This window comes from Acinetobacter sp. NIOH-H-8 (assembly GCF_046635365.1).
Lineage (GTDB): Bacteria > Pseudomonadota > Gammaproteobacteria > Pseudomonadales > Moraxellaceae > Acinetobacter.
The window spans coordinates 76,810-98,013 of record NZ_JBHDVN010000001.1 but is presented as its reverse complement, the minus strand read 5'-3'; the positions used below and the strand labels follow the sequence as shown (position 1 = coordinate 98,013).

Annotated in this window: 16 protein-coding genes, 6 pseudogenes and 2 other annotated features; of the genes and pseudogenes, 15 read left to right on the top strand and 7 right to left on the bottom strand. The window is 36.8% G+C overall.

Annotation, left to right across the window (positions count from 1 at the left end):
- Positions 1 to 38: 38 nt before the first annotated feature.
- The 4 pseudogenes from ACEWB7_RS00485 to ACEWB7_RS00470 all read left to right on the top strand — a co-directional run.
- Positions 39 to 203: pseudogene (locus tag ACEWB7_RS00485) on the top strand (IS1 family transposase); the annotation flags it as partial.
- A gap of 12 nt (positions 204 to 215) precedes the next feature.
- A pseudogene (locus tag ACEWB7_RS00480) lies at positions 216 to 850 on the top strand (IS3 family transposase); the annotation flags it as partial.
- Positions 502 to 618: a sequence feature (AL1L pseudoknot), on the top strand. It overlaps the preceding pseudogene by 117 nt.
- Positions 837 to 1,527 (top strand): annotated as a pseudogene (locus ACEWB7_RS00475) (IS5 family transposase). The pseudogenes ACEWB7_RS00480 and ACEWB7_RS00475, both read left to right, overlap by 14 nt.
- A 65-nt stretch (positions 1,528 to 1,592) precedes the next feature.
- Positions 1,593 to 2,550 (top strand): annotated as a pseudogene (locus ACEWB7_RS00470) (IS5 family transposase).
- Positions 2,551 to 2,682: 132 nt separating this feature from the next.
- Here the strand turns inward: ACEWB7_RS00470 and ACEWB7_RS00465 are convergent.
- A complete protein-coding gene (locus ACEWB7_RS00465) occupies positions 2,683 to 3,855 on the bottom strand; it encodes a replication initiation protein (protein WP_125278535.1) in 1,173 nt (390 codons plus the stop codon).
- An 858-nt stretch (positions 3,856 to 4,713) separates the two neighbouring features.
- Between ACEWB7_RS00465 and ACEWB7_RS00460 the strand changes: the two genes are divergently transcribed.
- The 6 genes and pseudogenes from ACEWB7_RS00460 to ACEWB7_RS00435 all read left to right on the top strand — a co-directional run bounded on the left by ACEWB7_RS00460 (position 4,714) and on the right by ACEWB7_RS00435 (position 10,269).
- Positions 4,714 to 5,487: a ParA family protein gene (locus ACEWB7_RS00460; RefSeq protein ID WP_001274705.1), complete on the top strand. Its 774-nt coding sequence runs from the start codon at positions 4,714 to 4,716 to the stop codon at positions 5,485 to 5,487.
- Positions 5,488 to 5,500: 13 nt separating this feature from the next.
- On the top strand, positions 5,501 to 6,412 hold the full coding sequence (locus ACEWB7_RS00455) for a ParB/RepB/Spo0J family partition protein (protein ID WP_034706701.1): 912 nt from the start codon (positions 5,501 to 5,503) through the stop codon (positions 6,410 to 6,412).
- A 648-nt stretch (positions 6,413 to 7,060) separates the two neighbouring features.
- A pseudogene (locus ACEWB7_RS00450) lies at positions 7,061 to 7,726 on the top strand (IS1 family transposase).
- 253 nt (positions 7,727 to 7,979) lie between these two features.
- A complete protein-coding gene (locus tag ACEWB7_RS00445; protein WP_252720869.1) occupies positions 7,980 to 8,333 on the top strand; it encodes a transposase in 354 nt (117 codons plus the stop codon).
- 44 nt (positions 8,334 to 8,377) lie between these two features.
- Positions 8,378 to 8,737, top strand: a complete 360-nt coding sequence (locus ACEWB7_RS00440) for a transposase (protein WP_159124470.1) — start codon at positions 8,378 to 8,380, stop codon at positions 8,735 to 8,737.
- An 842-nt stretch (positions 8,738 to 9,579) separates the two neighbouring features.
- Positions 9,580 to 10,269, top strand: coding sequence for a GntR family transcriptional regulator (locus ACEWB7_RS00435; RefSeq protein ID WP_004812055.1), 690 nt, complete (start codon positions 9,580 to 9,582; stop codon positions 10,267 to 10,269).
- 227 nt (positions 10,270 to 10,496) lie between these two features.
- On the opposite strand, the gene ACEWB7_RS00430 is transcribed toward ACEWB7_RS00435, so the two are convergent.
- On the bottom strand, positions 10,497 to 10,709 hold the full coding sequence (locus tag ACEWB7_RS00430) for a hypothetical protein (RefSeq protein ID WP_004812056.1): 213 nt from the start codon (positions 10,707 to 10,709) through the stop codon (positions 10,497 to 10,499).
- Positions 10,710 to 11,018: 309 nt separating this feature from the next.
- On the opposite strand from ACEWB7_RS00430, the gene ACEWB7_RS00425 reads away from it, so the two are divergent.
- Positions 11,019 to 11,165, top strand: coding sequence for a hypothetical protein (locus tag ACEWB7_RS00425; RefSeq protein ID WP_171505623.1), 147 nt, complete (start codon positions 11,019 to 11,021; stop codon positions 11,163 to 11,165).
- Between the two features lie 450 nt (positions 11,166 to 11,615).
- Here the strand turns inward: ACEWB7_RS00425 and ACEWB7_RS00420 are convergent.
- A pseudogene (locus ACEWB7_RS00420) lies at positions 11,616 to 12,847 on the bottom strand (IS3 family transposase).
- Positions 12,455 to 12,572 (bottom strand) — a sequence feature (AL1L pseudoknot). (Overlaps the previous pseudogene by 118 nt.)
- 97 nt (positions 12,848 to 12,944) lie before the next feature.
- On the opposite strand from ACEWB7_RS00420, the gene ACEWB7_RS00415 reads away from it, so the two are divergent.
- From ACEWB7_RS00415 to ACEWB7_RS00400, 4 genes are all read left to right on the top strand, one after another.
- Positions 12,945 to 13,106, top strand: coding sequence for a hypothetical protein (locus ACEWB7_RS00415; RefSeq protein WP_411580358.1), 162 nt, complete (start codon positions 12,945 to 12,947; stop codon positions 13,104 to 13,106).
- A 63-nt stretch (positions 13,107 to 13,169) separates the two neighbouring features.
- Entirely contained in the window at positions 13,170 to 13,649 is a 480-nt protein-coding gene (locus tag ACEWB7_RS00410; RefSeq protein ID WP_159124592.1) for a plasmid replication DNA-binding protein, read from the top strand.
- A gap of 935 nt (positions 13,650 to 14,584) precedes the next feature.
- Positions 14,585 to 15,139: a hypothetical protein gene (locus tag ACEWB7_RS00405; RefSeq protein ID WP_411580326.1), complete on the top strand. Its 555-nt coding sequence runs from the start codon at positions 14,585 to 14,587 to the stop codon at positions 15,137 to 15,139.
- Between the two features lie 133 nt (positions 15,140 to 15,272).
- Positions 15,273 to 16,607 (top strand): ISNCY family transposase, encoded by a 1,335-nt coding sequence (locus ACEWB7_RS00400; RefSeq protein WP_411580325.1) that lies wholly within the window; start codon positions 15,273 to 15,275, stop codon positions 16,605 to 16,607.
- Positions 16,608 to 16,784: 177 nt separating this feature from the next.
- On the opposite strand, the gene ACEWB7_RS00395 is transcribed toward ACEWB7_RS00400, so the two are convergent.
- The 4 genes from ACEWB7_RS00395 to ACEWB7_RS00380 all read right to left on the bottom strand — a co-directional run bounded on the left by ACEWB7_RS00395 (position 16,785) and on the right by ACEWB7_RS00380 (position 21,191).
- A complete protein-coding gene (locus ACEWB7_RS00395; protein WP_411580324.1) occupies positions 16,785 to 17,123 on the bottom strand; it encodes a hypothetical protein in 339 nt (112 codons plus the stop codon).
- Positions 17,120 to 18,637: a PepSY-associated TM helix domain-containing protein gene (locus tag ACEWB7_RS00390; RefSeq protein ID WP_411580323.1), complete on the bottom strand. Its 1,518-nt coding sequence runs from the start codon at positions 18,635 to 18,637 to the stop codon at positions 17,120 to 17,122. The genes ACEWB7_RS00395 and ACEWB7_RS00390 overlap by 4 nt, the downstream gene beginning before the upstream one ends.
- Entirely contained in the window at positions 18,638 to 18,922 is a 285-nt protein-coding gene (locus ACEWB7_RS00385) for a hypothetical protein (RefSeq protein WP_375726193.1), read from the bottom strand. It abuts the gene before it with no gap.
- 73 nt (positions 18,923 to 18,995) lie between these two features.
- Positions 18,996 to 21,191 (bottom strand): TonB-dependent receptor, encoded by a 2,196-nt coding sequence (locus tag ACEWB7_RS00380; protein ID WP_411580322.1) that lies wholly within the window; start codon positions 21,189 to 21,191, stop codon positions 18,996 to 18,998.
- Positions 21,192 to 21,204: the final 13 nt, after the last annotated feature.

Below are 21,204 nucleotides of genomic sequence, written 5' to 3'. Positions count from 1 at the left end.
GCTGAAAAAAACAGGTTGGCTTTTGATAAGATAGTGAGATGCAAATAACACTAGAAATCAAATGTCCAACCTGTCTAAGTGACAGTATAAAGAAAAATAGCCTCAAACTATATGGTAAGCAAAAATATCAATGCAAAAACTGCAAGCGTCACTTTATTGGTGATCATGCTCTTAGTTATCGAGGTTGTCATTCTAGTATAACGTGTAGTGTTCCGATGAAAGAACCCAAATATACCCCTGAAATCAGAGAAAGAGCGGTTCAATTATTGATTGAATTCGAAAAAGATTATACATCGAATTGGGCCACAATCACAGCTATTGCACCTGAGCAATACTGCGCAAAGGTTGCACTCCTGAAACACTTCGTATTTGGTATCACAAATATTTAGATCAACAAAATCCTGTCAAAGTACAATAGATATCTGATCAAGAAAAAATGAAGCAAATGGAACGTGAAATCAAAGAATTAAAGCGTGCCAATGAAATTTTACGTAAAGCAGCCGCTTTTTTCGCCCAGGCGGAGCTCGACCGCCCACACAAATAATGGTGGATTTCATCCATAACAATAAAGATCGATATAGTGTTGATGCAATTTGTAGGATTTTACCGATCGCACCTTCAACCTATTATCGAACACTAGATATCGCGGACAATCCAGAACATCGAGCGAAAAGAGATTTACACGATGTGCATCATGCTGAGCAAATCAAACGAATTTGGAAGGAAAGTTCAGGTCGATATGGTGTACGTAAAGTCTGGCAAAAGTTGAAAACGTGAAGGCTATGTTATTGCACGTTGTATTGTGGTTCGCTTTATGCAGAAGCTAGGTATACAAGGTGTTGGGTGTGGTTAAGAATAAACAAAATCTTGAAAATTTTATTGAAGTTATTCTTTTTAGGATTCGTACGGGCTGTCCATGGAGGGATTTACCTGCTGCCTTTGGAGAACCAAATTCCATATTCAAGAAGCTTTCCCCATAGTCAAAAGACAATCACTTATTAAAAAATATTAAAGTTAATTTGATCTGATGCTGATTCGGAATAGGTGTCTAGTGATGCCCGTAATGTGAGGGCTCTGCAGCACGCTACAGGAATCAAGGATCAAGCAATCTCAAAAAGTATCAGTGGAAACAGTTCTAAAATTCATTTGAGGGGTGATTCTAATGGGAATCCTGTTTAGTTTCTAATAAAGGATGGCACAATACACGATATAAAAGTGGCATAGAACTTAGTTAACAACATAGACCTAAATAAGACAAAAATTCTCTATGCTGATAAAAGGTATGACTCTGAGTCATTGAGAAAACAGATAGAAAATACTGGTAATAAAGCCAATATTTCCAAAAAATCTAATACGCTTTCAAATAATGATCATATGGGTTGTTATTTTTATAAAATCAGGCATTTAATTGAGAATACTTTTGCAAGGCTAAAGCAATTTAAAGTAATCACCACACGCTATGATAAATTGGCTCAAAACTTCTTATCAGCGATCTACCTGGCTTCAACAATCATCTGGCTTAATTGATGACACGCCCTAGTAATTTTAGAAATAAATTTACAGATAAGATTAAAAGTTCTAAAACGATTTTGTTGCACGAAACTACTTTACTCTTAAAGGCTTTTTCCAGGACGCCTACATCTAGAATCCACCGTATAACCAATTGGTCCTCGTATAACTAAACTTTAATCAAGCGAGGAAATATATCAATCTGGTTTGACCCTAAGACCCAATGGTATGCACAACCACAAGACAAGCACGAACGAAATCAAACTTATTCCGATAAAGCCATTAAATGCTATTTAATGATCAAATCCTTTTTCAATCTTTTTTTATTCATGGCCACAGGCTTTGTTCGAAGTCTAATTAAACTCTGTAGCTTGAATTGGAGAGTACTAGATTACTGTGTCCTCTGTAGATGACAAAAGCATATTGATATTGCGATAAGCTATTAAAAAATTCGTGATAGGTTACTGATAAGTTACACCTATTCATCGACTCTACGGGCTCAAGATCTTTAGGTGAAGGTGAATGGAAGCGTAAGAAACATCACCCAGAATACCGTCGAATGAGATAAACTTATTGTATAGATGTTGAAACTATGCAAATTGGAGCCGTTCACCTTACGACAAATAATATCAGTGATTCACAATTATTCAGGAGTTTGCTGGATCAAATTCAGTCAGATGAGCGAATAGATTCTGTCTATACCGATGGGGCGTAAGACATAAAATGCTGCAGAGAAGTGATTTCAGACCGATGAGCACATACTGTCATTACTCCAGAAAAAAAAATGCAAAATTCTAAAAAGATCAAACAACAGAATCTTTAGAGAAAAACGAATTATTAAAAACAGTCAAATGTCTAGGTAGAGCTGTTTGGGAAAAAAGCCAGGTTATCACCGATGCAGTTTGATTAAAACCAAGACGCATTGCATTAAATTATTAGGAGAGGAGTTGACGGAAAAACCTTTTTAAAGTCAGGTATGAGATTCATCTACGGGTAGCAGTTTTGGATAGATTTACGAAATTAGGCAAACTTTATACCTAATTTGCCTAACTTAGGAAGGATCTATCTCTAAAGCCTATATGCAATAGAGCCGTTTTTCTTCTATAGTCCTTACCACTTGTATTTTTTAAGAATATATACCTCCAAAAGTGTAGCAAGTTGCTACACTTTTTTCTAAATAAGGTCTTTACCAAAAATATCATTCAGTCTTTCACGAATACTTTGAACGAATTCCGGATTATTTTTAAGTTTATGCTTCATGTTTCGTTTAAAGTCATTCAGCCCTATACCAATTTCAGCAAAATCCATTTGGAATAAAGTATCATTAATGACAATATTTGCTTGAGAGTCAGTGAGACACCCTACTTTTTTAAACCACTTCTTGAACTGCTGATAATTTTCATCATTATTAAAAATATACCAGGAACGTACATTCATATCGAATTTAGCACCTAACTCTTTTACGAATACATTGTCTTCAAATGGAACATCAAGATAGATTTTTTCAATTACTGCCATTTCATCCGGTGCTTTATCAGCGATCCGATGATGCAGTTTAAAAATCACACCTACAATTGGACGGCCTTTCTTAACAGTTTCATACTCTAATTGTAGATCTGTATTTTCATTAATTTCTGCCACTATTTTGTCTAATACATAGCGCCTGAAATCTACCCAACGATCATATTTTGTTTCATTAATATCAATCAGTGCTTTCAAGTTTTCTAAAAGTAATGGCACTTCATAACTCTTCTGGTTGGCATACTTGAATTCGTTTTTAATGAAATAAGTATAAAGACTCATACTAGCAACAGAATCTAGGGCAAAAAGATGTTTTAGCTGATAGGTAGTAAAATTACCCCCAGCCAGTTGAGTGAAATACGGCAACACTTCACTAGTAAAACGAATCTGAATCGCATTTTTAGAGTCATCTTCCCATCTTAACTCACGGATAATGGGAACGACAGAATGTACTTTTTTAGTCTTTCTCTTACCATTATCAGCAGGCTCCTCAATAATAAAATGAGCTACCCGGGATGAAAGCTCTTTATAGATCCGATCTATTGCAACATTAATTGAGTTACGTTTATTTAATCCTAGTAAATCTGCCAAATCATCCTTATACAAATAAATATAAGTTTGTTCGGTAATTTCACCATCTACCCTATTTTTCTCACTATAATTCGCAACCGCCATTGCATATAGAAGTGCCTTATATTCATTGGATGACAACTCGATTGGGCGAATTAAGCGGTTACTGGTACTGACAACGCCATTATGGCGAATGTTGCCTATACAGTAGGGAATATAATTCGTTTCTTCTTGCAATGGTTCAGATTCTGTCATAACCGTGATATTTATAATTTGACTTAGTTTTTATATACAAAAGTGGAAAAACTTTCAAGACTTTCACCACAAGATTCTAAAAGTGGAAGGTCCGTCATCAAAAAAAAGCGTTATTATCCAGTTTTTTGCCTTTAAAGTGGAATTTAATACAGTATTTCCACCCTACAATGACAAACCTTCCACCTTTAGCCCCCGAAATTACAGTTTAGAATGACTATTTTTACTTTTTTCACCCACATTCAGATAGGTTAAGTTAAATAGAAACCCTGATGTGACAAGGCTTCCACCTTTCAGTTAGATTTGGAAGGTATAACTGCACATATAATCATCAGGAAATATCCAATAAAAACAGATTATCCACAGGTCAAAAATACACAGTGACAACCTTTCCACCTTTAAAGCTTATTTACGGGACTTTATTAACAACCTAAATTATTGTTTTTTTAATATATTTTTTAAAAAAATAGCAGTTTAAAAAATAGCAGTGACAAACCTTCCACCCTAGTGACAGACCTTCCACTTTACAGTGACAGACCTTCCACTTTACGATGACAAACCTTCCACCTTAGAGTGACAGACCTTCCACCTTACGGTGACAAACCTTCCACTTTACGGTGACAAACCTTCCACTTTTAAAGAAATAAGTATTTGTTTTATATAATAAAAATATGCTCTTAATTATTAATTAGCTAAATAACTAATTATTCTAATTATTAATTAAGCTAGCCTAGTTAAAGATTTATTTTTTAAGCTGTTTTACATCTGAACAAATAGGATTTATAAATTTAAAAACTATAGTAAGATGAGTGAAAGTTATTTATATTACTAGACATTCAAATACGGAAGCATCTGACACGCATGTCTGCAAAAATTATTACTGTTGCTAACCATAAAGGCGGATGTGGCAAAACAACGACTGTTGTGCACCTCGCCTCAGAACTTGCCAATCTGGGCAATAAAGTTTTAGTCATTGATTTAGATCCTCAAGCAAACGCAAGTTTACATATTGGGATCCAACATCCAAGCGAAATTGTTGTGACTACAGCAGAATTACTGGTGGGCGATATTTCGTTGTTGGCAGATGCATTACAAGAAGAAACGAACTTTGAAAAAGTGTCATTAATTTATGGTTCCTTGAATTTAGGAAAAACAGAAGACCAACTAAAAGAAGAAGCTCCCCGTCCTTCTGAAGAGTTAAATATCAAGCTAGAACTGTTAAAAGATCTTTATGACTTCATATTGATTGATTGTCCACCTAGTCTTAAATTATTAACCAGCAATGCGCTGGCATCTTCAACCCATGTTATTATCCCTATCGAATCCGGATCACAATATGGACTGTATGGGGTAACAGATCTTTTAAACCACCTTGAAAAGATCAAACGTATTAATCCAGATTTAGAGCTTTTAGGCGCTTTACTGATTAAGCATGATGAACGTCAGAATGTTTGTAAACTGATTCGGGATGAAGCCTTGAAACAGGTGGGAAAAATTTTAGAAACCACCATTCCTCAAAGTACTAAAGTCAATCAAGCAGCGATTCTGCAACAATCACTTTTGAAAGTAGAAAAAAATTCAAAAGTACGTAAGGCTTTTGAAAGCCTTGCCAATGAAATTGTAGCGAAAGTTTAAACCTGAGAGCATTATGGCAAGCACCAAGGAGCTTTTAGCTCAGAAACTGAAACAGAATACAGAAAAACACCAGCAAGCACAGAAAGACAATATTAAAGAACTAAAAGAGTTTAGACGTAATGTCCCTATTGAGGATATCAGCCGCAGTCCAAACCAGCCGCGTAAAGTCTTTGAAGAGTCACAGTTAAAGGAACTGGCGGATTCTATTAATGAAATCGGCCTCTTGCAGCCCATTACAGTGCGTAAACTGGATAATCTGAAATATGAACTGATTGCAGGCGAGCGACGCTTACGGGCGCATCAGTTACTCGGTAAGTCTGTGATTGAAGCCATTATCATTGATGCAAATAATGTAGAAGCATCTTTGTTAACCTTGGCAGAAAATTTAAAGCGTCAGGATCTAACAGATTATGAAATTTTTATTGGCCTGAATTCTCTCGATGAGAAATTAAAGAAAAACAAGCAACGTTTAGCCAATTCACTGGGTTTAAATCGCGAAGATATGTACAAGTATTTAGCGTACGAAAAGCTGCCTCAAGCAATTTTAAATGACCTTGATGTGGAACCAGGCCTGCTAGGTCGTACTGCTGCAACTGCATTCAAAAAATTTCTATCGGATCATCTGGAACAACTTTCTGAGGCCGAAACGGCTTTACTCGGGGCTTGGGAAAAAGTAAAAGACAAAAAACTTGAACAAAGCAAAGTTACTGCCTATGCTGAAAAATTATTGAGTCAGGATCCAGAAAAACTGACCAAAACATCTGTGGTTAGAAAAATTGAATATGCAGGTAAGATTGCGGGGAATATCAAACTCAATCAAAAACAGCTTAAGGTTTCTCTGAATATCTCGGAAATTGACGAAGCTAGTCTCTTACAACTAGAAGATTTTTTAAAACAGCTTATTCAGAAAAGTGAAAAAGTGTAGCAAGTTGCTACACTTTTTTATCACCCTTAAACTAATTACATCCTCATGCATTATTGAGATTTATTTTCTTCAGTACACTCATTTGTATTTGATCTTTGAGAGACTATTGCTGCGGCCAGATATTAAATTCTGATGTTCTTCTAGCCGACCAATTTTAATTTTATAGTTATCCGGAAATGTTTTTACATCCTACATATTCATTCCCTATTTTCACGTTCTTATATGAGAATGATCAATCAATATCAGGTTTTTGATGGATAAATTTATATGCTGGTCGAACACAAATAATTTAAATTCGCTTGATGGCGGTCTTTAAATTTAAGTTATTAATGTCAGCTGGAGGACCAGCTAAGCCAAGAACCATGTTAGATAACAGACTACCCGGAAAAAGCTTACAGGATCGAGTCGTAGTAAATTTGGTAAGAAAGATGGCTTGAATCCACTTTAAATTCGGCTAGAGATTTAATGAGAATAAAATAGCAACTAATAATATATAGTTGTTGAAGTTCAGGTTTTAGTTCATTTAGCTGGTAAGTTCGAATGAATTAAATAATTTCTCTTTGATTAAAGTTCAATCCTTATATTCATTTGGTGGTGTCTTAAAAAGTATGCTGAAAAAAACAGGTTGGCTTTTGATAAGATAGTGAGATGCAAATAACACTAGAAATCAAATGTCCAACCTGTCTAAGTGACAGTATAAAGAAAAATGGCCTCAAACTATATGGTAAGCAAAAATATCAATGCAAAAACTGCAAGCGTCACTTTATTGGTGATCATGCTCTTAGTTATCGAGGTTGTCATTCTGGTATAACAAATAAAATACTACACCTGATGGTTAGAGGTAATGGTTTAAGGCATATTGCAGGCATTGAGTAAATCCACTTATCAAATTCCTCTTGAGCAAAAATATTATGAATGTCTGGAAGTTGATGAGTTTTGGACTTTTGTAGGGAATAAAAGAATAAATAATTACTTATTTACGCTTACCATAGAGAAACAGGAGAGATTGTGACTTATTTTTGGGATAAAAAGATCTAGCTACAGTCCAACGACTGAAGGAAAAGTGGAAGCAGTTAGGTATTCATTATACCCGAATTTCAAGTGATCAATGGGATAGTTTTATCACTGCATTTAAAGATTGTGAGTAAAGTATTGGTAAGTTTTTTCACTGTAGGTATTGAAGGAAATAATTGCAAAATAAGGCATCAGATTAGATGTTGCTTTAGGAGAAGTTGTAATTTTTCAAAAAAGCTTGAAAACCACTTTAAAGCTTTCGACTTAACCTTATTTTATATCAATAATGGCTTCATTTAATCTCAGCATACTTTTTGGAACACTACCTATTTATTTAAATCAATAGACCTCTTGCGTTAGTCAAAATTTAATCAGTGATAAACGTTGATTTTTAAATAAATATCAAAGTCTAAAATAGTCAAAATAATACTTTCGCAAGAGGTCTAATATAGGAATTAAAAAGTGTAGCAACTTGCTACACTTTTTAGTAGCGAACAAATCGCAGTAAATGAAATGCTGGCTTATATAGCCAAGTTCTAAAATATTAACTACAATGCAAACTATGGGATATTCAAAAGATTTTAAAGACAAAGTCATTGAAATTATGACTAGAGATAAAATGTCTGTGCGAAAAACAGCACAGCATTTCAGTGTTTCTACACGTACGATCCAACTGTGGCAAAAGTCCACAGAGCGAAAACCTATTCCTGGGCGTCCAGCTAAAATTATTGAAGCACAAATATTGGCAGATATTGAAAAATATCCTGATGATTATCAGTATGAACGAGCTGAACGTTTGGGAGTGAGTACTCATACTGTATTTAATGCATTACATAAAGCAGGAATATCACGTAAAAAAGACGTTAACTCCTCCAAAATCAGATGCTCGTTAACGAGAACAATTTAAAAATTTAATTGAAGATTTAGAACCTGAACTTCCCTTAACTTAATATTGATGAAAGTGGGTTTCAGAGTAATGATACCCGCTCCCACAGCTATAGTCATAAAGGTGCACGAGCAGAAGGTACATTTAATTGGCAAATTAAGAACCGTTGTAATGCCATTGGAGCCTTGATTAAAAATAAGTTACTGACTGTGAGTTTATTCAACTGCTCTATCACGACAGAAGTATTTGAGGGTTGGATTGAGCATGATCTATTGCCGAAATTAAAAGAGAAAAGTGTTCTCATCATGGATAATGCGACGTTCCATAAAGGTAAAAGTCTTAAAAAATTAATCCAAGAAGCAGGCCATTACCTTGTATGGTTACCCAAATATAGCCCTGACTTAAATCTGATAGAAAAAATGTAGGCTCAAATAAAATCAGTTAGGAAAAGACTTAGAATTAAGGATATAGATTTATTATTCAAAGAACATTACAGTAACTTATTTGGAATTTAGCTATAGCTATAGTGTATAGAGGCCTAAAAAATTAATTAATTTATGTCTATGAAAAAATAAAAATAAATTTTCATATATCAAAGATGTATGGTTATTTTTTATAATAAATAGCCTAAGCAATTATTAGTAAATAGATGTTTTTTGGATACGGTATAATTAGCTAAAAATCCAGACATCAGTGGTAAATTAAAATAAATCTTAAAGGATGCCAGCCTTAAACTACAGCTTTAATTTTTGTCTACATACAGCAGTCCAAGACGTTACCCAGTGTCACGTTACGGAACCGCACTCAGTGCGCTTGCCGGATTCAACAGTCTGGAGATCTTAGTATATTGCCCTATAAAGCTCATTTTATTAAAGATAATCTTTAAGAGTCAAAGGCATTCAAATGTATAGATAGGGACTGTGTCAGGAAATGTGCTAGTAGAGGTGGGCAATAATGTCTAGAATCAAGGTACGTGATTTTCTCAGTCGATTATTACGAATAGCCGCCGATTTTGTAGATGCCTTTTAATTAGATTAGACTGTCACCACTCTCCTAGACAAATTTAGTCTATTCTTTTTGCATAAATGAGAACATTATGAGTGGACAACGATATTCTCTCAGAATCACGTATCAATCATGCTGCTAAACATTCTCATTAAAACAAGGGAATGCATCTTTTACTGATCTGTACCTTGTTTTCAATTTTCCTCTGTTCTTTAATTTAGTACTATCTTTATCACTTATGAGCACTCACTGGATTCACTGAATGAAGTATATGGAAATCAGAGATTTGATTGAGGCTGAATTAAAAAATTACAGTTCTAATCAAATGATTCCATCCGAACGGTACTTGGCATTAAAGTTTGACTGTTCAAGGGAAACAGTGCGTAAGGCCTATGAACAGCTTCGTGCCGAAGATAAAATTTTCAAACGGCAAAATCTCGGCTGGTTTGTGAGTAATAAAAAAATTCAATACTATCCAAACTCAATTGAAAATTTTCGTTCTTATATGAAGGCACAGGGTTTTAATGCCAAAACTGAACTGATCTCGACCAGACAGCTGGAGCGATTTGATCACAGTGATCTTTTTAGTGAAGAAAATCGTAAATTGGGCTTTATTGAAATTATCCGTTTACGTTATGCTGATGATGTACCAGTACTTCTAGAATATAATTATTTACCTGTTGCGCTGTTTCCAGATGTGCTGAATTATAATGTGATTACTTCGGTCCAAGACGTCATTAAAAATCACTTTCATTATAATTACACGAGTAGTCAGTTAAAAATTAAAAATACCGGTGTGTCTCATTTTGAGAGCCAGCACTTAGGTATTCCTTTAAGTCAAACCGCCACTTATATTGAACGTATTTCAAAATCAGATGATCTAGTGATTGAATATGACATCGAAATCTGGTCACAGGACAAAATTGAAATGACTTTAGATATTCAAGCATAAGCTTATATTTATATCCTGCCCATTCAAATCCTAAGAAGTTAAATGGTTTTAGGATTTTTTTTATTTTCTTAGATTAGACCTCCTTCATAAATCATTCTTACTCAGTTGCAAATTATAAATTCCAGCAACTAGATTGAATCTCAAAAGAGGGGGGCTTTTAGCTCTATTGCGATAACGTTCTGAAAGCATTTTGAAAGTTTTTAGACTGCCAAATACATACTTAATTTCTATTCTTCTTTATTGATTTCCTGATTATAGATTTTTAGTTCAGGATCCAGTTTACAGCGGCTTTTGGCCTCTAATGGCAACAGGGTATTGGGATACAAAGTATAAATCCTTTGATAACCTCTATCTGTAAGAACAAAGGCTCCTGAAGGGATCTGGTTTAAATTGTGTTTGAACAATTCTAAATCAAGCGTAATTCTCAGCATGACTTTCATATCAGGATGCCAATATCAGTAAATGCCAAGAAACTTAATCCAATATTAGGGGGTATTGGGAAGTGCATTTGATTGAAGTTGAGCAGGAAGGGAAAATTAGACGTTATATCACTTCATTAATGGATCCAAGTTATAGAACCTTGGGTTTATGTAAGAATACTTATCAGATGAGCTTTTTTGTAGTATTGATCGGCCAAATACGGACCGATTTTCTTGAAAATCTTTTATAGGGAATAAAATTTAATGGCAAATTATAAAAAGAGCATAGTAATAGTCAACTACAATAGAATCCAAGAAGACATAAACAATATGAAACTAGGTACGATGAAATGGCTCGGCAATAATATTGAGTTAAATGATATGCAGGGTGTTCATACTTTCTTATTAAGTTTAGAAGAAGAAGGTGGTGTTGATATGATCGCAGTAGGTCATGAGTCTTATACAGGACATCGCTGATACATAAGGTTAAGTTTGAAAAGAATTAGCACCTCCTCTGAGAGATTTTTCTTTACCAGCCCCATCTTTGAAACATCAAGTAATTTTTTGTAACTTTATTGTTATTTATCGTTTACTTTGTTTATCATAGAGAACATGAAAGGTGGAGAATTGAAGATGCTCACTAAGGTCGAAGCCATTGTCATTTCACTAATGGTAATTGCATTAATACTCATTATTTATGAGATGGGACAAGGACTTAATTGGACTTTATAAAGGTTTTCTCAGCTTAAAAAAGTCCTCAATTGATGGCATTAATTTATTTATCAGAAGTTTAAGAATTTTAATCTTACACTTAGCTGACTAAAGATGAATAATATCTATATTGGTGATATTTTTTACCTAGTTTACGGTAGTCATCCAATGATGGTTGAACCGTACCGGGTTTGTCGGAGATTTTTTTTATTTAAGTTAGGCCACCTGACCTAACGGGTTAATCTTATCATAGTACATTGCTTCAAACTCAAAAGGCGATACATAACCCAGTGCACTGTGTACATGCTTTTTATTAAACCAATCTACCCAATTTAATGTCGCAAGTTGTACATCTGCTAAACCTTGCCAATCTGCTTTTAAATATTCAATCATCTCTGTTTTGTATAAGCCATTCACCGTTTCAGCCAAAGCATTATCGTATGAGTCCCCGTTGTACCGATTGATGCTCGTAAATTTGCAGCTTCTAAACGATTGGTATAGCGAATAGAAAGATATTGAACACCTCTATCGGAATGATGAATCACATTCTTTGGCATGCCTCGATCGTGCAATGCTTGCTCAAGTGCATCGAGCACCATATCTGTATTCATCCGTGTAGATACTTTCCATCCAACAATTGCTCGTGAGAAGACATCAATAATAAAGGCGGTATAGACCCAGCCTGAATTTGTTTGAATATAGGTAAAGTCAGCAACCCACAAGTGATTAGGCTGATCAGCTCTAAAATTCCGTTTCACCAAGTCAGGTGCTCGTTTTTGGTCATCTCGGCTACGGGTGGTTTGTTTATTCTTACCACGCCAAACACCTTGTATACCTAGCTTCTGCATCAATCGAGCAACTGTACAACGTGCGACAACATAACCTTCACGTTTCAATTGTTGCCAGACCTTACGCACACCATATCGACCTGAACTTTCTTTCCAAATTCGTTTAATTTGTTCAGCATGATGCTCATCATGTAGATCTCGTTTTGCTCGATGTTCCCTTGCAAAGCGATGCTTTTCATCAACGATCTAGGGTTCGATAATAGATAGAGGCTACGATCGGTAAAATCCTACAAATCGCATCAACACCATATCGATCTTTATTGTTATGGATGAAATCCACCATTATTTGTGTGGGCGGTCGAGCTCCGCCTGGGCGAAAAAAGCGGCTGCTTTACGTAGAATTTCATTGGCACGCTTTAATTCTTTAATTTCACGTTCCATTTGCTTCATTTTTTCTTGATCAGATATCTGTTGTACTTTAATAGGATTTTGCTGATCTAAATGCTTTTGATGCCAGGCACGAAGTGTTTCAGGAGTACAACCAATCTTAGGCGCAATTGCTGTGATTGCAGCCCAATTCGATGGATAATCTTTTTCAGATTCAATCAATAATTGAACCGCTCTTTCTCTGATTTCAGGGGTATATTTTAATTTTGTCATCGAACCTTGCGAAGCAGTGCTTCTCATTCAGAATATTGACTCTCCGACAAACCCGGTACGGTTCAAACTCTTGATAAAAATTTTACAGCAAGCTTACATGTTTGGTAACAAGCTGTCTCGATTACCTGAATTTTCTAATTTAGCTGTAGGAGGTGAAATTTATGAATCTCTCGCTGTCAAAATCAAAGAAATGCTCAGAGATCCAATACAACAAAAGCAATTTTTACCAAATCTAAGAAACTTAGGCTTCAAACCTTGAGTGTATTGGAGAATACACTTATTGTATTCTCCAATACGTATCGTAAATACACAGTAATACACCATGAAAACAAGTACAAAATACAGTGTTAGTGATGCAGCCACACTGTATAAAAAATCTCGTGCTATACTTTATAAAGATATAAAAAATGGGGTATTAAGTCGTGATCATGATGGCTCTATCGACTTCTCTGAGTTACTCCGCGTTTATGGTGAACCTTTTAGTGGAAAACACTCAAAACACACTGATACGTCTCCAACACAAACTATAAATACACCTGAATACACCGACAATACAGTTATTGAACTAAAGAATCAGATCGATTTTCTAAAGAAACAGTTAGAAAAAGCAGAAGATCGCGAAGCTAAAGCAAATTCTCGTATTGATACATTACTTACCCTAATTAAAATGAAGCCAACTCAGGTTCATTCCACACCAACTTCAGATCAAAAAGAAAATAAGCGCATTCTGGTGCCTAAACACATTGAACCAGAGCCTGAGAAAAGAGGCTTTTGGAGCCGTTTTTTTAGACCCTATGATTAACCACGATTGTTTAACCCATATGAATAAAGTCTTGAAACTTTGATTAAATAATAAGCGTGGAACGTGAAAAATCATAAAAAAAAGCCCACCTTGGGGAGGTTGGGCAAAAAAGGAACTACAGCTTTGATTTGTAAGCGGAATTATAACGCATTTCGTATAAGGTGTATTATGTTAATTTTAGAGAAACTTAAACCAAATCGATAAAATGATGAGAAAAAAATCAGCCTATTTCTATTATCTGGATGTTATAGCACCACTATATTATTTTTATCTCGTCCCCCTTGTAATCGCATTGGTCATAGTCAGTTTTGATTTCTCATTTCATGGTTTATTCCCACACACAATTGCCGCTTCAATTTCAAGCCAACATAAATTTTTAAATGACTATTTTGCAATATGTAGTTTTTTCATGATTGGGCTTATTTTTATTAATTACTTAAGATACCCACTGCCTGCTACACAGATAAGACAAATACGTCAGCATTATGCAACATTGAATAAGAATCAGCAGTCTCTCAATGGCTGGCTTGGCATTGTATTTTTCTGTTTTACTTTAGGACTGATCAGCCTAAGTTGGTTTTTAGTTAATGATGAGCCTCTTCCACCATATAAAGAATGGCGTAGGGGCGATACATGGATCTACTTAACTACTTTCGCACATCCATACATTTCTACTTTTGCCGTTAGTCTTCATTATTTAATTATCGTGATAATCACATTAGTGTTTATAAGTATACTGAATAACATAAGATATAGATCGAAATAAAATATTCACCGCTATTTAACATAATGGCGATTATACGAAATTTTTAAATTTCCTTAATTATCATAAGGATAATCTCATTTTTTAAATTTTGTATAACGTGCAGTATGTTAATTTTAGGGAATCTAAACGTTTCTTATTTATTTAAATTTTAGAAAAATGTAGGCTATTTATGTCATTTGACTTCGTAAAAATCTTTAAAGAAATTGATCTTCATAAAAATGATCTAGATATTGATAATTTCATGACAACGATCATCAATCATTGTCATGAAATGCAGCCAAACAAAAGTTGGGACCTATTCAAAGAATTAGATTACACAACAGAAGTTAAAAGTTTAGCAGCCCACGTAATTGACTCTTTAGAAAAAGAGGCTTCTCCCTTTATTGAGCAAGGGTTTTGGTTTGGTCTTTCTGATAATGGATATCTATATTTTGCAGTATCAGATCAATACATTGCAGAAGAAGATAACTTAGATTGGATGTCTGAAGCTAGAACATACTATCCTGAGCAAGGCGCTTTTAGCTCTGAAATTTTACGATCTATTGAAGATTTAGCATATGAAACAGAGCTGGATAATTATGCTGAATATCCTTTGTTCTTAGCTTATGCACTTAAACTGGCACAAGCGTCAATGAATCATTATAAAACCGCTTACCCACAAAGAAAGGTTGGGTACTCTATTGGATATGATTCAGGAGATTTTATTACTGGAGGATGGATCTAATCCTCCCATTTAACATAATAGAGCTTACACGAAATGAGAGTGTTAGAAACCATTTAAAGTGTCTATATTCTCACCAATAAAAATGTCTAGTTTATGATGGTTTTTACCATCATGGACTGGATATAAATTAGAGATGTTGATCACTATATCTGACAAGGAAATTCAACGTCTTGCAGTTCTGCAAGACGTTCGAGATCATCGTATTACCCAGGTCCGTGCTGCTGAAATCCTGAATCTTTCCACTCGTCAAATTACCCGGTTATTGCAGAAACTCAATCAAGACGGTGTTTCAGGTCTGGCACATGCCAGTCGTGGTCAACCTGGCCATCATCGCCATGATGAGTTATTAAAATCAAAATGGCTTTCCATTATTTCTGAACATCTGCTGGCTTTTGGACCTACCTTGGCGCATGAGAAGCTCAGCAGCATATTTGACCTGAATATCCCGGTAGAAACGGTTCGGCGCTGGATGATGGCCAATGACCTCTGGATTCCGCGATCCAAGCGCCTTAAACGTCCATATCAGCCACGTTATAACCGGGATTGCTTCGGTGAGCTGATCCAGATTGATGGCTCATATCATGACTGGTTCGAAGGACGCGCTGCTAAGTGCTGTTTATTGGTGTATATCGATGATGCCACTGGAAAGCTGTTGCATCTACGCTTCTGTGAGGCGGAAACCACCTTCGACTATATGCTTTCAACCCGAGCCTACATTGAACAATACGGCAAACCTCTGGCCTTTTATAGCGACAAACATTCGGTATTCAGAGTTAATCAGAAATCCAGGAAAGACAGCCAGATCACGCAATTTGGGCGGATTCTGAACGAGTTAAATATTGATATTATCTTTGCCAACTCACCACAGGCTAAAGGTCGCGTAGAACGCGCGAATAGAACCCTTCAAGACCGTTTGATCAAGGAGATGCGTCTGGAAGGCATCAGTTCAATTGCCGAAGCCAATGCATGGCTACCCTGCTTCATTGAGCACTTCAATCAGAAGTTTGCCAAGTGTGCGAGAAACTCGAAGAATTTACATCGATCTTTAACGGAATCTGATGCTGAGCTGGAGGATATATTCACTTGGCAGGAACCGCGTAAGGTCACGAAGAACCTAACCATCACCTATGACAAGTGTATTTATCTGCTTGAACCGACAGAGCTGAATCATAAGCTTGTTGGGCAATACATTTCATTTCTGGAGTACCCGGATGGCACTGTGGCCCTCATGCATGAAGGACGGAAGATCAACTATAGCGTCTTCAATAAACTGGCTGGACTACAGCAGAATGAAGTGGTTGAGAATAAAAGATTAGGCTCAGTTCTGGCGCATATCCAGCAACAACATGAAGAGTTGGAGAAACAGAATAAACGTTCCCGTCTCAAGAAAAGTATGCCGAGTCGTAAAGCTCAGAAAGCTGTTATTGAACAAAGAAAGTTAAATCCTGTGCTTGACTCTTGTGGTTAAAAACAGGACATTTCAAATGGTTTATCACATAGACATTTTAATTGGTGAATAACAGGTGCATTTCATATAACAACCATTATGTTAAATGGATAGTGAATTAGTGGAAAATTCACTCTTTCCTTTAAGAAAAACTTACAGACCCTTTTTTAATTTGTATTCTGGACTGCCATCTCTTTACTAAATAAATTTATACATTGAATAAGATAGAGCTAAAAGAACAGAGGACATCCACAGAATAAAGAAATATTCTCTAAATTTATGAAAAAATAAAATATGTATAAAAAATGCTAAAGTTATGACTAGGAAAATCCAAGTCATTATTCCCACTGAAAAACCGTTATCCAGACAGTTCAGATATAAAGACAGTGCCAGAAAAATCACTGAGTATATTTTTAACAAAGGTTGAGAGTAATGAAAGCTTAAAAAAGGATACCCAAGTTTTTTCATTCCACTTTGAGTGGTCATACACAGCTGCATCATTGCAACAATTGCCCACAATATTGCAGCCAGGCTCATTTGGCCACCTCACGAAGCTTTATTTTCTTGAAATAAAAACAGGCAAATATATATCCCATGGCGATGAGCATCAATACAAGATCAACTCCTGCTACAGACCATTGCTGATGCCGCAAGGTATTAAAGAAGAATGTTTGAGGAGCCAAGACGATCGGGCTGAATACTGTCATCCATAAAATAACAGCAGTGAAGATAAAGGCCAAAACTATGGCTTTTTGCATTTTAACCAGCATCGCAATGAATACAATACCCACCCAGCTGATAAAAAATATGCCTAACTCATACTGAATCCGCTGTTCAAGACTGGCCGTTAAAATCCGGTTAGCCAAAAAATACATGGCTGTCGCAAATGGCAAGCCCAGAAAAGTGAAATAGTTAAGGTAAGCAACCACATTATAACTTAAGGTATGTTGTTGTTTAATACGTTTCTTTTGCCACAATAAAGCCCCTGCGACCAGCATGATGCAACCGACGAGACCTAAACTCGCTAGTATCCCCCTCATCCATTGACTGGCGTAATATCCTAAATGAATACCATAAGTTGCTGAGCTTATTTGAGCGACAGGATGCAGATTTCTTTCGGAATTCAGATTCTGTCCGGTATTTGCTGCAAAAATAAATTGCGGATTATTGAAAGTAATTAATTTGTTATATCCATAATTAAAAGTAATTAACGCTTCTGCAGTATTTGGGTTTTTGACTTCAATTTTTTCCAGAACAGCCCCATTACTCCCCTGCTGAGGTAATTGACGAGAAAATACGGAGAATTCTTTTAATTGAATACCTGAATCTTCTGCCGGTTTTGGAACATTGCTATATTGTATTTCACTATAAAACTTTTTTATTCCATTCTGGCCATATTGTTGATTAATACCCATAGGCATGAGCAGATAGAAGAAAATCATGACACCGGTAAAGGCCATAATCAGATAAAAAGGCAGGGTCACTACACCGGTAATATGATGTAAATCCAATAAGGTACGCTGTCCCTTGAAACTCCGGAATACAAAAAAATCTTTAATTATTTTTTTATGGGTAAATATCCCGGTGATTAATGCGATGAGAAATAGAACCCCTACAATCACCACAAGCGTTCTACCCACGACATCAGGCAAAGGATAAAGACTGTAATGTAATTTAAAAAAGAAGTCGCCCCCCAGACTTTCCCGACCCTCTGTTAAAATTAAGCCTGTATTCGGGTCTTGAAGTTTATGGTACTTACTGGCTTGGTCTTGCCATTCCAAAGTGTTAAAAGGCATTCGGGAAGTGGCAAGATTCACTCGCCATCTTTTTGCATCGGGCGCATGGGTATTTAAATAATCATAGGCAACCTGGGCCGACTCAAGGGAACTGGGAGGTGCTTTTAGATATAAAAAATTTTCTGGTTTAGACCAGAGATTGATTTCAGTTCTGAAATAGGCAATAGACCCGGTAAAAAAAATCAGGAAAACTGACCACAATACAACGATACCGAACCAGCTGTGTAAAGTTGCCTGTACCTGGCGAAATTGCATTTAATGTTCTCCCAGTTTCCTTATGATCCAATAGCCCAGCAGTAAAATATAACTAAGATAATTGATTCTCTTTTGCCATAATTTAGAGGGATTACAAGGAACTAAAACAATATAAAAAATGAGAAAAATAAAACTTAGAAGAGCGGATAAATAGATATTTTCAGCTTTTGCAAAGGGCAAATAATCCGGTAAAACCCAAGAGATCCATAGGCTATAGCCATAAGCGGCCAAGCAGATATAAAAAATTTCTTGAATAGATAACCATTCCGGTTTCTGTTTATCCATTGACCTTATCTTTCATCACATATCAGGAAATGAGGAAGTATCTGTACGGCGACAGATACTTCTTGGGTGAGTATTAATAATTAATGGTATAGCTCAGGCCAAAAGTACGACCCTCAGCAGGGATGGCCAACAGGGAGTTGCCATTGGTTACGGCTGCTTGCTGTGCAAATACATTTTTATACTGCTTGTCCCAGACATTATAGACACCAAAATCGACACGGCCTTTCGCTACAGGGAAACGGGCCAAGACATCCATAGTGGTATAGCCTTTAATCTCTGCTGCACTATTACCATCAGTTAAACCCGCGGCTTTTAATGCCTGGTCATCTTTGTAGGCTTCGTCTGTGCCTTTAATGGCTTGCATTTGCGCACGCACACCATAGCCTTCATCATTATTCCATTCAGCAAACAGAGTGCCTTTCACCGGGGAAACAGCAAAGGCATTCAGTTCATGCCAGTGATCTGCGGCATCTTTATACTGTCCCCGCGTATAACCCAAGGTACCACCGACCTTATAGTTTTCCATAAATGGGTAGCTTACAGTCGCTTCTGCTCCATAAATGCGTTGATCGGTATCTACCACATTTACTGAACGGTCAGCGTTGAACTGTACAACTTTATCGGAAGTGTTATAGAAACCCGTTAGACCCAAGTTGAGGCCGTCGTCCTGATTTAAGCGCCAACCCAATTCATAGCTATTGACCGTGATCGGTGCAATACCTGACGTCGTTAAGGTATAGGCGGCTACATCACGCAGCACCCGTTGTACATCGGGATAACTATAACCTTGTGAGAAGTTGGCATAAACTTGCTGCGAGTCTGTTAACTCATAGACTGCACCTAAATTGAACAGGAACTTGTCAGCATCGGTAGAGTCAGCCGCCATTAAAGTAATCGGATTGCGTGCAGTTAAATAACTGTCAGTGTCTGCCTGAACGTACTGATAGCGCACACCAGCCTGAACATTTAGACGATCCGTCAGTGCATAATCCCCTTGTACAAATGTGCCAATATTCTGGATTTCTGTATCCGGTCCAGAACCTTGTTTTTCACCTGTCGGGGTATAGACCAGGCCATTGTGACTTGGCGTATAGAAATCAGCCCACTGATGGTCTTTTTCCCAGTCATAGTCCAGACCATAGGTCAGCTTTAAATCTCGCTCGGCCACCTGCAGGTCAGATTGAACAGTAGAGCGAATTCCTGCATAGTCCACATTGGATTGGCTTTGCTTTACATTCACGCCATCTTTGGAATAACCATACGGTACAAAACGCGCTTTTTCATTACGGTAATACGCTTCAACATTCAAAATTTGTCCCAGGAAATCCTGGTTTTGATACTGGGTATTAAACGCATAGCGTTCTGTAAAGGGTTGTTGATCTAAACTCCACCCTTTAATGGCTTTATAAGAAGGCTGTGTCCCGGTTTGCAGATAAGAATAGTCAGGACCATATTCGGTATCCTGTTCATCATGATAGTATTGTGCACCAAAACTTAAGCTTTGCTTATCGGTTAAATTAAAGTTTAAACGACCATTCACATCAAGCGTATCGGTATCCATCGTGCTGCCCTGCCAAGGGCTTAACGAGATACGGTCGCCGTTACCATCAAACTGCGAACCCCGACTGGTAAAATCTACCCCTAAAAAACCGTCCATCTTGTCATGACTAAATGAAGCAGTCTGCCCCACTTGATAAGCTAAACTGTCACGACGGAAATTATCAGCCGATGTCAGGCCTAACTTGGTCTGAAAGCTGACCGGTTTAGATTTGTCCGCACGTTTGGTAATAATATTAATAATCCCGCCCGTCGCACCTGAACCATAAATACTGGTCGCACCTGAAACCACCTCGATATGATCAATCATATTCGGACTGATGCTGTTGAGCTGACGCGCCACATCGCGCGAACCGGTCTGTGAAACTCCGTCAATCATCACCAGTACATTCCGCCCACGCATGGTCTGACCGTAATTACTGCTGGTCCCGCTGCTTGGGGCCAATGAAGGTACCAGCTGCGCTAAAACATCTGCGACTTTTCGGCTCGCTCCAGCCTGTTGAGCAATTTCTTTACCTTGAATAGTCTGTACAGTTCCTGCAACTTCAGCAATCGTTTTAGGGGTACGGGTTGCTGTGACCACAATAGGAGAAAGCTTTATTGTTTGATCTGAACCTTCAGGCTCCTTCGATGCAGGACCAAACTCTTCTGCGTACAGTTGTGAAGAAATAGCGACACTAAGAAAACACAGACTAAATTGAGATAGTCGCATTTTTAATCCCCTT

Coding starts and splice junctions, on each gene's coding strand:
- ACEWB7_RS00425 (WP_171505623.1), top strand. CDS start 11,019: ATGAAACTAGGTACGATGAAATGGCTCGGCAATAATATTGAGTTAAAT.
- ACEWB7_RS00460 (WP_001274705.1), top strand. CDS start 4,714: ATGTCTGCAAAAATTATTACTGTTGCTAACCATAAAGGCGGATGTGGC.
- ACEWB7_RS00385 (WP_375726193.1), bottom strand. CDS start 18,922: ATGGATAAACAGAAACCGGAATGGTTATCTATTCAAGAAATTTTTTAT.
- ACEWB7_RS00465 (WP_125278535.1), bottom strand. CDS start 3,855: ATGACAGAATCTGAACCATTGCAAGAAGAAACGAATTATATTCCCTAC.
- ACEWB7_RS00405 (WP_411580326.1), top strand. CDS start 14,585: ATGTCATTTGACTTCGTAAAAATCTTTAAAGAAATTGATCTTCATAAA.
- ACEWB7_RS00435 (WP_004812055.1), top strand. CDS start 9,580: ATGAAGTATATGGAAATCAGAGATTTGATTGAGGCTGAATTAAAAAAT.
- ACEWB7_RS00380 (WP_411580322.1), bottom strand. CDS start 21,191: ATGCGACTATCTCAATTTAGTCTGTGTTTTCTTAGTGTCGCTATTTCT.
- ACEWB7_RS00415 (WP_411580358.1), top strand. CDS start 12,945: ATGTTTGGTAACAAGCTGTCTCGATTACCTGAATTTTCTAATTTAGCT.
- ACEWB7_RS00445 (WP_252720869.1), top strand. CDS start 7,980: ATGCAAACTATGGGATATTCAAAAGATTTTAAAGACAAAGTCATTGAA.
- ACEWB7_RS00395 (WP_411580324.1), bottom strand. CDS start 17,123: ATGAGCCTGGCTGCAATATTGTGGGCAATTGTTGCAATGATGCAGCTG.
- ACEWB7_RS00455 (WP_034706701.1), top strand. CDS start 5,501: ATGGCAAGCACCAAGGAGCTTTTAGCTCAGAAACTGAAACAGAATACA.
- ACEWB7_RS00410 (WP_159124592.1), top strand. CDS start 13,170: ATGAAAACAAGTACAAAATACAGTGTTAGTGATGCAGCCACACTGTAT.
- ACEWB7_RS00400 (WP_411580325.1), top strand. CDS start 15,273: ATGTTGATCACTATATCTGACAAGGAAATTCAACGTCTTGCAGTTCTG.
- ACEWB7_RS00390 (WP_411580323.1), bottom strand. CDS start 18,637: ATGCAATTTCGCCAGGTACAGGCAACTTTACACAGCTGGTTCGGTATC.
- ACEWB7_RS00430 (WP_004812056.1), bottom strand. CDS start 10,709: ATGAAAGTCATGCTGAGAATTACGCTTGATTTAGAATTGTTCAAACAC.